We start from the raw sequence: 13,551 nt of genomic DNA on the forward strand, positions 1-13,551 counted from the left end.
TGATTCAATGTTGTCCAGGACACACTATGCGTCACCTTCGGTTGCTACAACCCCCGTAGCCCCGCTGTGTGGGAGCAATGCAGGAGCAGATCAATGAGCATCGATCTCACCCGAACTGCGTCTTCCACGCGCCCGATTCCGCGTCGGCCACAGCTGTCCGAGGACGTCGCCGGGAGCATCCGCCAACAGATAGTCACCGGTGCACTGCAACCCGGCTCCTTCGTACGGATCGACGAGACCGCAGTGGCTTTGGGCGTCAGTGCCACCCCGGTGCGCGAGGCGCTCGTCGCATTGCGCGGCGAGGGACTGGTCGAGCAGGTACCTCATCGCGGCTACCGCGTGAACGAGTTGTCGCCGCAGGACGTGGACGACATCTTCTGGCTGCAGGGCATCATCGCGGGCACACTCGCCGGTCGTGCGGCAGGCGTGGTCGACGACGAACATCTGAAACAGCTGACCACTCTGAACGAAGGTCTACGCGATGCCGTGGCCCGCGCCGACACCGAATCGGTCGAGTACTACGAATTCGAGTTCCATCGCCTGGTCAACAAGATTGCCGGGGGCATGAAACTGGCATGGTTCCTGCTCGGCGCAGTCAAGTACACACCGCGGTCGTACGCGACCGACGCGCGCTGGGGTGACGACGCGGTGCGCAGCCACGAGCATTTGATCGAGGCCTTCGGGCGGCGCGACGTCGAGGCGGCCGCCGACGTGATGCGACGCCAGTTCCGGAAGTGGGACGTCCGCTAGAACGACTCACTTCCGGAATTACCGTTCAGCTCAAGTGGTGCGGCTGAGGGTGCGACTTGTGCCCCTCGTCCGAACCCTCGTTGTCCTGATGACCGTTCACCGTGCCCTGCATGCCCGTCCCTGCCGGAACCATCGAAATGATCACCGACTTCGAGGTGGGGCAATTACTCTGCAGCGCAGTCGAATCCAATGGAATCAGCGGATTGGTCTCGGGGTAGTATGCAGCAGCCGACCCGCGGGGGGTGTCGTACTGGACGATGCGGAACGACGGCGCACACCGTTCCACGTCGTCGTCGTCCCACTTGGTGACGAGATCGACCATGTCGCCGTCGCGGAAGCCGAGCGTGGAGATGTCTTCTCGGTGCACGAAGATGACGCGTCGGCCGTTCTCGATGCCGCGGTACCGATCGCTGAGGCCGTAGATCGTGGTGTTGAACTGATCGTGGCTGCGCAGCGTCTGAAGTATCAGATGGCCCGGCGGAACGTGCAACACGTCGATCGGTGAGACGGCGAACTCGCCTCGGCCGCTCTTGGTTTCGAACGTCCGACTGTCGCGCGGCGGGTGCGGAAGCACGACGCCGCCGGGACGTCGAACATTGACCTCGTAGCCTTCGCAACCGGCGACGACACGAGAGATGTGCTTGCGAATGTTGCGGTAGTCGTCGCGGAAACCCTGCCAGTCGAGACCGTATCGGGTGCCGAGCGTCGCCTCGGCGATACCGCTGACGATCGCGACCTCCGAGCGCAGGTAGGGGCTGGCCGGCTTCAGTGGACCACGCGACGAGTGCACCGAGCACGTCGAATCCTCGACCGAAATCCACTGCTCACCACTGGCTTGCACGTCCTTCTCGGTGCGCCCCAAGGTGGGCAGAATCAAGGCGGTCTCACCGCAGACGAGATGGGATCGGTTGATCTTGGTGGAGATCTGCACCGTCATTCGCATCTTGCGCAGCGCCTGGAACGTCACGTCACTGTCCGGCGTCGCCTGGACGAAGTTGCCGCCGAGTCCGAGGAAGAAATGTGCCTTGCCGTCGCGCATGGCACGGATGGAATCGACGGTGTCCAAGCCGTTCTCACGCGGTGGCTCGAAGTCGAATTCTGCAGCCATCGCGTCGAGGAAGGCCACCGGTGGGCGCTCCCAGATGCCCATCGTTCGGTCGCCCTGCACGTTCGAGTGGCCGCGCACCGGCAACAACCCGGCACCTGCCTTCCCGATGTTGCCTTGCGCGAACGCGAGATTGGTGACTTCCTTGATGGTCGCGACGGCGTTGCGGTGCTGCGTCAGGCCCATGGCCCAGCAGAAGACGGTGGCTTTGGAGTCGCGCAGCATCTCGGCGGCCTCGGTGATCTGCGCTACCGACAATCCGGTGACCTCGGTGACGAGATCCCAGTCGACCTCGGCGACGTGTGCCTTCCACGCGTCGAAGCCGACGGTGTAGCTGTCGAGGAACTCGTGATCGAGTGCGTCCCATTTCACCAGCAGCGAGCCGATGGCCTGGAACAGAGCGAGATCGCCGTTGAGCTTGATCGGCAGGTGCAGATCCGACAGGTCCGTTCCCGGTCCCACCATGCCGCGCGGGGTCTGTGGGTTCTTGAAATTCAGCAGACCCGCTTCGCGAAGAGGGTTGATGGACAGAATCTTTGCGCCGTTCTGCTTCGCCATCTCGAGCGCCGAGAGCATGCGGGGGTGATTGGTGCCGGGATTCTGGCCGGCCAGGATGATCAGTTCGGCAGTGTGAACGTCGTCGAGCGTGACGCTGGCCTTGCCGATGCCGATGGATTCCTGCAGAGCGATGGACGTCGACTCGTGACACATGTTGGAGCAGTCGGGCATGTTGTTGGTGCCGAACGACCGCGCGAACAACTGGTAGGTGAACGCGGACTCGTTGGACGCGCGACCCGAGGTGTAGAAGATGGCCTCGTCCGGACTGGCCAGGCTCTTCAGCTCGTCACCGATCAGACGGAAAGCGTCGTCCCATTCGATGGGCTCGTAATGGCTGCCGCCGGGCAGCTTGATCATCGGGTGCGTGATCCGGCCCTGCTGGCCGAGCCAGTGCTCGGTGTGGGAGTCCAGCTCGGCAATGCTGTGCTGCGCGAAGAACTCCGGGGTCGCCCGCGTCGTCGTTGCTTCCTCCGCAACGGCCTTCGCACCGTTCTCGCAGAATTCCGCCGCGTGCCGGTGGCCCGGATCGGGATCGGGCCACGCGCAGCTCATGCAGTCGAAACCCTCGGCCTGGTTGAGCTTGAGCAGCGTCTGCGCAGTGCGCTTCGGGCCCATGTGCCCCAGTGCTCGCTTCATCGACACCGCGACGGCGACGGGGCCCGCCGCGTGGGTCTTCGGCTTCTCGATGTCGAGCTCGGCCTCGTCGACGTCGCTGTCGGTGCGTCTCATGCGGGTCCCTTCGTTGCGTTACCCCCGCACTCGACCATAGCCGTAGGCTCAGCCGGCGAGGAGCTTGGTCACCAGATCCACGTACTGCTGCTTCGCCGAATCCTGGCTCGTACCTTCGAGCTTCGCCCAGGCATCGAACTTCGCGCGGTTCACCATGTCCAGTCGCCCGGGCCGCTTACCCGAGGCATCACCGATCGAACCCTGCTTGTAGAGCGAGTACAGGCTCAGCAGATCGTCGTTGCTCGGCTTGGACGTGAGCTTCTTGACGTCTACCTGCGCATCGGCGAACGACTGATCGAGATCGGACATGAAAACTCCTTCGGTTAGAGGTGGTGTCATCCTCGCACGGAGGCGTCGGAAATCAGCCGAATGCAGTGCGCCACGAGGGCTTCGCGGGTGACGGTGACGGTGCCGTCGAGGTAGCCGATGAACAGGGCGGTCAGTGCCCCGACGGTTCCGACGGCGATCAGCTGTCGGTCCTCGGTGTCGGGAAGTTGTGACTGCACCAACTCGACGAAACCGGGCAGCAGATCCAGACCGCGTCGACTCAGTGCCGGTTCCGCCAACGGCGCGATGAGCAGCACCCGTCCGGTTCGCGGTTCGTCGATGATGAGTTCGACGAACGCTCGGACCGGCGCGGCGATGGTGTCCTCGGGGGTGTCGGCCGCTGTGACGGCATCGAGCAACGCGGTCTGCGCTCGCGAACCGACCCACGCGTACACCGCGCGGACGAAGGTGTCCCGGTCGGTGAAGCTCTCGTAGAAGTACCGCTCGGTCAGCCCGGCGGTTCGGCAGACGGCGCGCACGTTGACCGCCGGACCGTCCGGAGAGCCGAGAAGCTCGACCCCCGCGGCGAGCAATGCGTCGTACCGCTTGGATCTACGCTCCTCCAACTGTTGACTACGCATGTTGTCAACTCTAGTCTGACAACATGCGTAGTCAGAGTGATCGTCCGGTCCCGCTCGGTCCCGATTCGCTCACCTGGAAGTACTTCGGCGACTGGCGGGGGATGCTGCAAGGCGTCTGGGCAGGGTCGATGCAGAACATGCACCCCGGCCTCGGAGCCGGGGTGGAGCAGCACTCGACGTTCTTCGACGAGCGCTGGCAGCGCCTCTACCGATCCCTGTATCCCATCGGCGGGGTGGTGTTCGACGGAGACCGCGCCGAGCAGACCGCGCTCGAAGTGCGCGGCTATCACACGAACATCAAGGGAATCGACGCCAAGGGCCGCAAGTACCACGCCCTCGATCCCGACACCTTCTACTGGGCGCACGCCACCTTCTTCATGGGCACGGTGCTCACGGCAGATCACTTCATGGGCGGTCTGACCGAGGAACAGAAAGTGCAACTGTTCGACGAGCACGTGCAGTGGTATCGCCTCTACGGCATGAGCATGCGTCCGGTCCCCGCGACCTGGCCCGAGTTTCAGCAGTACTGGAGGCACATGTGCAGCACCGTGTTGGAAGACAACATGGCAGCCCGCGGGGTGCTCGACCTGTCGGAGCTGGGACCACCGCCGTACGCAGCCTGGCTGCCGGATCGGGTCTGGGCGGTACTGCGGCGTCCGGTGGCCGCGTTGTTCGTGTGGATCACCGTCGGGCTCTACGACCCGCCGGTGCGCGAACTCCTCGGCTACCGCTGGTCCGCACGGGACGAGCAACGGTTCGCGTTGTTCGGTAAGGCAGTGAACCTGCTGTTCGGGCTGGTGCCACCGCGCCTCCGCCTGCATCCGCGGGGGCGAGCCGGATGGGATCGCGCCCGGGGTCGGACTCCGGCGACCTCACCGCTGGTGCACACGCCGGCCCGAAATCTGCCACCTCTCACGCGTCGCTCCGACCCGTCGCACTACAGCCCCAATGTGTAGATCGACGAGCTCCGGGTACAGCGGGGGTATGTACAACGTCAGAACCGGAACCGGTAAGCCGCTCGTCCTCGTGCACGGGCTCGGATCCTCGCACCGTAACTGGGATCCGATCGTCCCCGCCCTGGCCGCACATCGAGAGGTCATCGCCCTCGATCTGCCCGGATTCGGGCAGACTCCGCCGCTGCCCGAGGTCTCGATCGCGTCGCTCACCGATGCGCTGCGCACGTACCTCGACGACGAGGGACTGTCCGACGCCGATCTCGTCGGCAGCTCGATGGGCGCACGCATGGTCGTCGAGCTCGGCCGCCGTGGTCACCGAGGGTCGATGGTGGCACTCGATCCCGGCGGGTTCTGGAACGACCGTCAGGTGAAGATCTTCGGAGCCACGATCACCGCGTCCTTGGCGCTGATGAAGAACGTTCAGCCGCTGGTGCCGTTCCTGGCCGGTAACCCAGTGACGAGAACGGCTGCGTTGGCGCAGTTCTCGGCTGCGCCGTGGAAGCTGCCGAGTGGATTGGTCGAACGGGAGCTGAAGGGCTTCTCGGCCAAGACTTCGCCATCACTGGACGCCGCACGCAAGGCCTTGATCCACGGGCCGAAGCAGCTCGGTGCACCGAAGGGGTCGTTGCAGGGGTCGCTGCTCATCGGCTGGGGTCGTCAGGACAAGGTGACGACTCCCAGCCAGGCCGAGGTGGCGCTGGAGCGATTCCCCGACGCCACCCTGCACTGGTTCGACAGATGCGGACACTTCCCGCACTGGGATCAGCCCGTCGAAACCGCTCGCGTGATCCTGCGGGCGACAGGTCGCTGACGCTCGCATGTGAGCGGAACTTCGACCCCTGCTACGAAGTGTCTCCTGGTCGTTCCGCAGGCTCCACTCCTATCCCGCTCACCTGCGTCAGCCGTTCCACCAAGGCCGCAGCGGCACGTTCGCCTGACCCTTCGGCCCGAGCTTGACGGCCAGAACCTGGTGTAGCTGAACCACATTGCGCTCGAATCCCAAACGGGATCCGGCCATGTACAGACCCCACACGCGGGCTGTTCCTTCGCCGGCTTCGGCGACGCATGCGTCCCAGTTGTCGACGAGGTTCCGGCACCATCCGGCGAGGGTCAGTGCGTAGTGCTCGCGCAGGTTCTCCTCGTGGCGGACCTCGAGGCCGACGTCCTGGATCTCGGTGATGATGCGTCCGGAGCCGGTTAGCTCCCCGTCGGGAAAGACGTAGCGGTCGATGAAGCTGCCCGCTTTGGCGTGAGCGCGGTTGTCCGGTCGGGTGATCGAGTGGTTGAGCAGCCGGCCGCCGTCGCGCAGCTTGGACTGGATGAACGAGAAGTACGACGGGTAGTTGTGCACACCGATGTGCTCGGTCAGCCCGATCGACGAGATGGCATCGAAGTTGGTCTCGGCTACGTCGCGGTAATCGGAGAAGCGCACCTCGGCGAGCTCGGACAGGCCTTCCTCGGCGATGGCCTTCTGCGCCCACGACGCCTGCTCCTGGGAGAGCGTCACGCCGATCACCTTCACGCCGCGGCGGGCCGCGTAGCGCACCATCGAACCCCAGCCACAGCCGATGTCGAGCAGGCGATCACCCGGCTTCAGGCTGAGTTTGTCGAACACCAGCCGATACTTGTTCTCCTGCGCCGCTTCCAGTGTGCTGTCGGCGGACTCGAACGCGGCGCACGTGTACGTCATCGACGGGCCGAGCACCATCTCGTAGAACGCGTTGGATACGTCGTAGTGGTGATGGATCGCTTCCGCGTCCCGGGTCTTGGAGTGGCGCAAGCCTTCGGCGATACGACGCCACCGCGGAATCGCCTCCTGGGGTGGAGGAGCGATGGGCCGCAACACATCCCAGCCGAGGGAGCGGGTGATCGAGGCCAGTGTCATGGCCGAGGGACGACGGAAGTGGAGCTCGTCACCCATCAGTGCGAGCAAGTCGTACGGATCGCCGGGATGGACGCCGGTGGCCTCCAGGTCGCCCGAGACGTACGCCCGCGCCATGCCCAGATCGCCGGGAGCGGTTGCGAGATAGGTGGTTCCGCGCGGACTCTTGAGGTTGAGGCCGATCTTCGCGTCCTCGGGTCCGGCGGTACTGCCGTCGTACGCGGTGAAACGCAGTGGGATGTTGCCGTCGGAGATCAGCTCCAGAATCTCGGAGATCTTGAGCTTCTGGTTGCCGTTCGCCGTTCGATTACCGGAGTCCTTGAACGTCGTCATTTGCGTTGCACCGCCTTCGAGTACAAATCCAACAATCGGGTTTCGGGATCATATTTCTTTTTCAGCTCGAGGTATCTCTCGCCGCCGTACAGCACGGCGAATTCATCCTCGGTGTAGTAAGCGTCCGAGTACAGCGATTTATGCCCGTCGAAGTCGGTGACCTTCTTCTCGATCGCGCGGTTCGCTGCACCCTCGGGTTCGCCGGCGACGATGGGTACCGAGGACCAGAAGCCGATATTGACGTACGTGCGTTTGGGCTCGAGTGGGTACAGCGGCCACGGTCGGGCCGGATTGGCACCGGGGGCCGCCGGCTCGCGAAGTCGCAACGGGCACAACCACAACGGCTCGATGGGAATATTGCCGAGGAACCACGCCACGAAGCCTGCGGTGTGTTCGATCGGAACTTCCACATCCTGCACGACGCGTTCGCGCGGCGGATTTCCCTTGCGCTTCTCGAGTCGATCGGCGATGTCGTACTTACGGTCGAGGCCGATCAGCTTCCAGTAGAAGCTGCTGCGTCGATACTTGCGCGGCCAGAAGCGTCGAATTGTCGGGTTCTGGGTCCCGAATGCGCGAGAGCACCAGAACCAGTCGGTGTCCCAGCGCCACAGATAGTCGTGAATGGTCAGCCGATCGGTTTTCGGTGTGTCCGAATCGTGCTGGATCGAGCGGTAGAAGATGTCTGCACCGGTGTAATCGCTGACCGGGCCGGGTTCGTCGGTCTGAACGCCGAGCGTGAGGTAACTTTCGTCGGCGCTGAAGACCACGCCGTCGAGGTAGTGGACCTCGATGCCGTCGTACTCGCGTTGGGTGACGATGGTGTCCATCGTGGACTGAAGGGTCTCGAGGTCGTGAAATCGTAGGTGGCGCAACGCGACATACGGCAGCACGGGCTCGAGCTGGATCTTCAGCCGGGTCGAGTAGCCGAGGGTGCCGTAGGAATTGGGGAAGCCCCAGTAGAGGTCGGCATGTTCGCCCTCCGGCGTTGCGGTGACGATCTCGCCGCTTCCGGTGAGGACGTCGATCTCGAGTACCGACTCGTGCGGGAGCCCACTGCGAAACGACGTCGACTCGATGCCGAGGCCGGTGACGGCTCCGCCGAGGGTGATCGTCTTGAGCTGCGGGACGACGAGGGGAGCGAGACCGTAGGGAAGCGTCGCGTCGACGAGGTCCTCGTAGGTGCACATGCCCGCGACGTCGGCGGTGCCTGCGGCGGGATCGACCGTGATGACCTTGCTCAAGCCGGACACGTCGAGTCCCGGGGTGTTCGATGTCGTCCTGGCCCTGAACAGGTTGGACGTCTTCTTCGCCAGACGCACCGTCGCATCGGCGGGGATCGCTCGATAGCTGCGAAGCAACTGCTCGACACCCGATCGGTGCGCTGCGTAACCGCTCTCCCTCGGTTCTGGCCGTCGTCCGAGAAGAGCATTCACTGAAGCCACGTACAGACGCTATATCTCGTACTGCTCGGTATCCACCGGCGTGGGCGTCCGACCGGTGAAACTTCACGCAACTGTTGCCGAAACAGGGCCGGGAATCGCCATAATTCAGACAAAATGGTTGCAGCATGCATGTGTTTTCCCGATGTGCGATTCCATTGTGATGCATGCCACATGACGTTCGGCGCGATGCCGGGCGTGACCGCTCGGCGAGGCAGGATGGATGCACATCCCGCTCGCTATCGAAGGAGAACGTTTCCGTGGCTCAGGTCAGTGCATCCAGTTCCGTCACCATCGCAACCACACCGGATCGGGTGCTTGCCGCTCTCGCCGACTACGAGACGGTGCGCCCCCGCATCCTGCCCCAGCAGTACCGCGACTACGAGGTGGTCCAGGGCGGTCAGGGAGACGGAACGGTGGCGAAGTGGACACTGCAGGCCACCGAGAAGCGAGTACGCAACGTCGCCGCGACTGTCTCCGTCGCCGGATCGACCATCACCGAACGGGACGCCAACTCCTCCATGGTCACCACCTGGTCGGTAGCCCCGGACGGCGGCGGTACCGCGGTCACCACAACGACTGAATGGAAGGGCGCGGGCGGCATCGGCGGATTCTTCGAGAAGACGTTCGCACCGCTCGGCCTGAAGAAGATCCAAGCCGCGACGCTCGAGAACCTGCGTCGCGAGTTGATCTAGACCTGCTCGAAATCCGGGGCCGCGATTAACGTCAGGGTTCCGACCACCACGGTGCGCATCGACCACACGAACATCCCATCGGGTCCGCGGTCGATCGTGTCGTAGGCCCCGGGCAGGGTGTCGAGGTCGGTGCGCGCGGCAATCGCGTCGTCGTACTCACGATCGCGTCGGGCATCGTTGTAGACGATCTCCGCCAAGGCCAGAGCGTGCTCGACGACGGTGATGACGGCCCACGTCGCCTGCTTCGGAGTGAGGTCGTAGCGCAGTCGATAGCGCGTCTGCACCACATCGGCCATCCGAAGCGCGTCGATGGAACTGGGAGTCAGGCCGATCAGATACTCCGCGATGCCCGGGTTGCAGTGAACCAGCTCGCGCATCGCGGAGGCGAGTGTCAGCAGAGCGTCGTGCATCGATTCGTCGTCACCGGGAAGCGGCGGCGACCACCGGCGCAGAATTTCCTCCGCCACCAGGGCCTTGAGCGCACACAGATCCTCGATGTTGTTGTAGATCGCGACGATCGAAACACCCAGGCTCTGGGCCACCGACTTCACCGTCACCCTGGGCAGAGTCAGCGCGATGCCCGCCTCGGCCATGGTCTCGGCAGTCACCCGACGCTTGCGAGGAGAGCCGCGTTCCGGGGAGGTCGCCGGCTGATCCATTCCGTAAGACTACGTGCGCTCAGTACTGACGAATGTTCGGACGCGGGGCTCTAGAATCGCGTCGTGTCCTTCACTTCCGCGCTACCCGTGACCGACGGGGATCGGACGCTGGTCGAACTGGCCAGGCAAACAATCGATTCGACGACGGATACAAGCCCTGGTGAGGACGGCATCCACACGATGGGTGCCGCGGTGAGAGTAGCGGACGGCCGCACTTTTGCCGGGGTGAATCTTTATCACTTCACCGGTGGCCCGTGCGCAGAAACCGTCGCGCTTGCGGCGGCTCGGGCGGCCGGTGCGACCGAGCCGACTCATATCGTGGCCGTCGGCAACCACTTCGTGCGACATCGCCGGAAGGCACTGCGCTGAGTGTCCACTATTCGTCACCGCAGGCGCGATCCCGTGTCTGCCGCGAAATTGTGGACACTCAGGTCGGTACGTCGATTCGACGCGCAGTGAATCACAGCGATCCGAGGTGCGGCTACGCTGGTGTGCGCTTCGAACCCACGCGAGAGGACGGCACAGTGCAACCCGGTGAGCAGCCCGACATGGCATCGATCCTGCAGCAGGCCCAGCAGATGCAGCAGCAGCTGATGGCGGCGCAGGCGGAGATCGCGGAGACCGAAGTGACCGGCCAGGCGGGCGGTGGACTCGTCGTCGCCACCGTCAAAGGGACCGGTGAGGTGGTCGGTCTGACCATCGACCCCAAGGTCGTCGACCCCGAAGACATCGAGACCCTCCAGGATCTCGTGATCGGCGCTATCGCCGATGCGTCTCGCGCGGCTCAGGCCGTCGCGAGCGAGAAGATGGGCCCCCTCGCTGGTGGTCTCGGTGGCATGCCCGGCCTGCCCGGGTTCTAGGCGGTGTACGAAGGTCCGGTTCAGGATCTGATCGACGAACTCGGCAAGTTTCCCGGGGTCGGTCCGAAGAGCGCTCAGCGCATAGCTTTTCATCTCCTCGGCGTCGAGCCTCCCGAGGTGGATCGGCTCATGCGCGCGTTGCAGCGTATTCGCGACGGCGTTCAGTTCTGCATCGTCTGCGGCACGGTCTCGGACAAGGAACTGTGCCGGATCTGTGCCGATTCGCGTCGAGACAGATCGATGATCTGCGTCGTCGAAGAGCCCAAAGATGTGCAGGCCGTGGAACGTACACGAGAGTTCAAGGGCCGCTACCACGTACTCGGCGGAGCGCTCGACCCACTGAACGGAGTGGGGCCGGATCAGCTCCGCATCCGAGAGTTGTTGACCCGCGTGGGAACTCAGGACGACGGAGTGGACGTCACCGAGGTCATCATCGCCACCGACCCCAACACCGAGGGCGAAGCAACGGCCACGTACCTGGTGCGCATGATGCGAGACTTCCCCGGCCTGGCCATTACCCGCCTCGCCTCCGGCCTGCCCATGGGCGGAGACCTCGAATTTGCCGACGAACTGACGCTGGGCCGCGCTCTGACCGGACGTCGACGAATGTGAGTGCCCACGGAAGTGGTGCGATCAAGTGCCGCCCAGGCCACTTGACCGCACCACTGCCGTAGGCACTATCGCAGCCGCTCCTTGCGGAGTTGCGCAACCTCGGGCAGGTCGAGGGGAGCGAGTGTGGTGCCCAAGGCACGCTCCAGCAAGTAGTCTGCCAACTCCGGGTTTCGGGCAAGTACCGGCCCGTGCATGTACGTGCCCAGTACCGACCCTTGTACGACGCCTTCGCGTCCGTCGCCGACGCCGTTGCCCACCCCGTGGGTGACCTTGGCCAATGGGGACGCGTCCAGGCCGAGAGTTGTTCCACCGCGGTGGTTCTCGAATCCGGTGAGTTTCTGAGTGAGGCCGTCGAGTGCAGGCTCGGTGACGACCTCGCCGATCGAACGTGTGGCCTGCGGTGCGGTGGTTACGTCGAACAGCGAGATGCCGTCGACACGTTCGCCGGCGGACGTCTCGTACCAGTGGCCGAGTACCTGGATCGCGGCGCAGATCGCCAGCACGGGGGCACCGCGAGCGGCTGCGTTCTGCAATCCCGGGTACCGAGTGAGGTGACGCGTCGCCAGGCGTTGAGCCGAATCCTCTGCTCCGCCAAGGGTGTACACGTCGAGTGAATCGGGAACCGGATCGCTCAGGGTGATCTGCACGACCTCGGCGTCGATATCGCGCATGCGCAGCCGCTGTCGCAGAATGAGCGCGTTGCCGTTGTCGCCGTACGTGCCCATTACGTCGGGCAGAACGAGGCCGATGCGAACGGTGGACTCAGACATCTTTCACCTCACGTGCCAGCGCGCGACCGAGGTCGCGGAACGCGGTGTAGTTGGCGAGTACCTCGACGCGTCCCGGCGGGCAGGAAGCAATGGCCTGCAACGGATCTGCGACGGTGGTGTGCTGCGAGCCCGCGTAGAGCAGTCGGACTCCGAGGTCGGTCGCGCGTTCACCGGCGGCGACCACGGCGACGTTCTCGAAGTGCTCGAAGCGAACGTCCCACAGCCACGACAGGTCCTCGCCGTCCGGTACCTGACCATTGACTGCGATGACGAGTCCGTCGCAGGTGGGGTCGATCATCGACAGCGCCTCCTGCCAGCCGGCAGGGTTCTTGGCGAGAAGCATTCGGACGGAATGGGATCCGTGCTGGATGGTGGAGTAGCGCCCGGCCACCTCGTCGACGCTCGACGCGGCCGCGACGGCATCTTCTGCGTTCGCGCCCAGCGTCACGGCAGCGGCTACTGCCTGAGCTGCGTTGCCGCGGTTGGCTTTTCCTGGCAGCGACAACGTCATCGGCAGGACGAGCCCGTCGGGCCCGTAGAGATTCTCGTCGTCGAGCCACCAATCCGGCGTCGGACGCTTGAAGTCGCTGCCGGTGCTGTACCAGTGCTCGCCCTCCCACAGGATGGGCTCGCCTGTACGGGGGCAGCTGACCGAGTCGCCTGCCCATCCGCCACCGGCGGCGACCCATACGACGTTCGGTGCGTCGAATGCCGCCGACGTGACCAGTACGTCGTCGCAGTTGGCGATGACGACGGTCTCGGGGTGCCGGGCCAATCCGGCGCGCAGCTTGCGTTCGATCATGTTGATCTCGCCCACACGGTCGAGCTGATCGCGACTGAGATTGAGCAGCACGATGGCCGCCGGGTCCACAGCGTCGGATACGTGGGGGACGTGCAGCTCGTCGACTTCGAGGGCAGCCAGCTCGGCGTCGAAGTGCGCGTGCAGTGCGGCGACGATGCCCGCGTCCATGTTCGCGCCGTCGGCCTGGGTGGCGACGTCGCCGAGAGTGGACAGGGCTGCGGCGGTCATTCTGGTGGTGGTGGATTTACCATTGGTGCCGGTGACGATGACGGTGCGTCGACCACGCCCGAGCCCGCCGAGGATGTTCGGGTCGATCTTGAGTGCGACGAGTCCGCCGATCATCGAGCCCTTGCCTCGGCCTGCTTTGCGAGACGCCCAGGTCGCCAGCTCCGCCGCGCGCAGTGCCACGCGGCCCCGTGCGCCGATACGCCTGCGCTCACCCACTTCAACCATCCGCCGAGTCTGGCACAGAAGAGCGCGCAGTTTCACGTCG

At 64.5% G+C, this 13,551-nt stretch carries 15 protein-coding genes; 7 read left to right on the top strand and 8 right to left on the bottom strand.

The features are described 5' to 3' along the window. The first annotated feature begins 93 nt into the window (after positions 1–93). A complete protein-coding gene (locus CH286_RS11415; protein ID WP_032404543.1) occupies positions 94–750 on the top strand; it encodes a GntR family transcriptional regulator in 657 nt (218 codons plus the stop codon). Between the two features lie 25 nt (positions 751–775). On the opposite strand, the gene CH286_RS11420 is transcribed toward CH286_RS11415, so the two are convergent. Genes CH286_RS11420 through CH286_RS11430 form a run of 3 tightly spaced genes read right to left on the bottom strand, consistent with a single transcriptional unit; the run spans position 776 to position 4,050 of the window. Continuing rightward, a complete protein-coding gene (locus tag CH286_RS11420; RefSeq protein WP_094609264.1) occupies positions 776–3,142 on the bottom strand; it encodes an FdhF/YdeP family oxidoreductase in 2,367 nt (788 codons plus the stop codon). Between the two features lie 48 nt (positions 3,143–3,190). Beyond that, complete coding sequence (locus tag CH286_RS11425) at positions 3,191–3,451, bottom strand: acyl-CoA-binding protein (RefSeq protein ID WP_032379982.1); 261 nt, start codon at positions 3,449–3,451, stop codon at positions 3,191–3,193. A 26-nt stretch (positions 3,452–3,477) separates the two neighbouring features. Beyond that, positions 3,478–4,050: a TetR/AcrR family transcriptional regulator gene (locus CH286_RS11430; RefSeq protein ID WP_037150034.1), complete on the bottom strand. Its 573-nt coding sequence runs from the start codon at positions 4,048–4,050 to the stop codon at positions 3,478–3,480. Positions 4,051–4,073: 23 nt separating this feature from the next. Between CH286_RS11430 and CH286_RS11435 the strand changes: the two genes are divergently transcribed. Together CH286_RS11435 and CH286_RS11440 are read left to right on the top strand one after the other, a co-directional pair. Further along, positions 4,074–5,006 (top strand): oxygenase MpaB family protein, encoded by a 933-nt coding sequence (locus CH286_RS11435; RefSeq protein ID WP_037150031.1) that lies wholly within the window; start codon positions 4,074–4,076, stop codon positions 5,004–5,006. A 28-nt stretch (positions 5,007–5,034) separates the two neighbouring features. Next, positions 5,035–5,817 carry an alpha/beta fold hydrolase gene (locus tag CH286_RS11440; protein ID WP_094609265.1) on the top strand — a complete coding sequence of 261 codons (783 nt, stop codon included), beginning with the start codon at positions 5,035–5,037 and terminating at the stop codon, positions 5,815–5,817. 87 nt (positions 5,818–5,904) lie between these two features. Here the strand turns inward: CH286_RS11440 and CH286_RS11445 are convergent, their stop codons facing one another. Both CH286_RS11445 and CH286_RS11450 read right to left on the bottom strand, forming a co-directional pair. Continuing rightward, positions 5,905–7,221 (bottom strand): class I SAM-dependent methyltransferase, encoded by a 1,317-nt coding sequence (locus tag CH286_RS11445; protein ID WP_094609266.1) that lies wholly within the window; start codon positions 7,219–7,221, stop codon positions 5,905–5,907. Further along, positions 7,218–8,663, bottom strand: coding sequence for an FAD-binding oxidoreductase (locus CH286_RS11450; protein WP_052058341.1), 1,446 nt, complete (start codon positions 8,661–8,663; stop codon positions 7,218–7,220). The genes CH286_RS11445 and CH286_RS11450 overlap by 4 nt, the downstream gene beginning before the upstream one ends. Before the next feature lie 257 nt (positions 8,664–8,920). Between CH286_RS11450 and CH286_RS11455 the strand changes: the two genes are divergently transcribed. Beyond that, positions 8,921–9,355 (top strand): SRPBCC family protein, encoded by a 435-nt coding sequence (locus CH286_RS11455; RefSeq protein ID WP_032379987.1) that lies wholly within the window; start codon positions 8,921–8,923, stop codon positions 9,353–9,355. On the opposite strand, the gene CH286_RS11460 is transcribed toward CH286_RS11455, so the two are convergent. Continuing rightward, complete coding sequence (locus tag CH286_RS11460) at positions 9,352–10,014, bottom strand: hypothetical protein (protein ID WP_094609267.1); 663 nt, start codon at positions 10,012–10,014, stop codon at positions 9,352–9,354. The genes CH286_RS11455 and CH286_RS11460 overlap by 4 nt on opposite strands. A gap of 63 nt (positions 10,015–10,077) precedes the next feature. On the opposite strand from CH286_RS11460, the gene CH286_RS11465 reads away from it, so the two are divergent. The 3 genes from CH286_RS11465 (at position 10,078) to recR (ending at position 11,486) form a co-directional block, all read left to right on the top strand. Continuing rightward, positions 10,078–10,383, top strand: a complete 306-nt coding sequence (locus CH286_RS11465) for a hypothetical protein (protein ID WP_212709793.1) — start codon at positions 10,078–10,080, stop codon at positions 10,381–10,383. A gap of 179 nt (positions 10,384–10,562) precedes the next feature. Beyond that, positions 10,563–10,874, top strand: coding sequence for a YbaB/EbfC family nucleoid-associated protein (locus CH286_RS11470; protein ID WP_217901741.1), 312 nt, complete (start codon positions 10,563–10,565; stop codon positions 10,872–10,874). 3 nt (positions 10,875–10,877) lie between these two features. Continuing rightward, the gene (recR, locus tag CH286_RS11475; protein ID WP_032379989.1) at positions 10,878–11,486 is read left to right on the top strand and encodes a recombination mediator RecR; all 609 of its coding nucleotides are present in this window, start codon (positions 10,878–10,880) and stop codon (positions 11,484–11,486) included. Positions 11,487–11,551: 65 nt separating this feature from the next. Here recR and CH286_RS11480 read toward each other — a convergent pair whose 3' ends face one another. Both CH286_RS11480 and CH286_RS11485 read right to left on the bottom strand, forming a co-directional pair. Continuing rightward, complete coding sequence (locus CH286_RS11480; RefSeq protein ID WP_094609268.1) at positions 11,552–12,256, bottom strand: type 1 glutamine amidotransferase; 705 nt, start codon at positions 12,254–12,256, stop codon at positions 11,552–11,554. Beyond that, a complete protein-coding gene (locus CH286_RS11485; RefSeq protein WP_094609269.1) occupies positions 12,249–13,511 on the bottom strand; it encodes a Mur ligase family protein in 1,263 nt (420 codons plus the stop codon). The genes CH286_RS11480 and CH286_RS11485 overlap by 8 nt, the downstream gene beginning before the upstream one ends. Positions 13,512–13,551 lie beyond the last annotated feature (40 nt).

This window comes from Rhodococcus sp. WWJCD1 (genome assembly GCF_002258735.1).
Classification (GTDB): domain Bacteria; phylum Actinomycetota; class Actinomycetes; order Mycobacteriales; family Mycobacteriaceae; genus Rhodococcoides.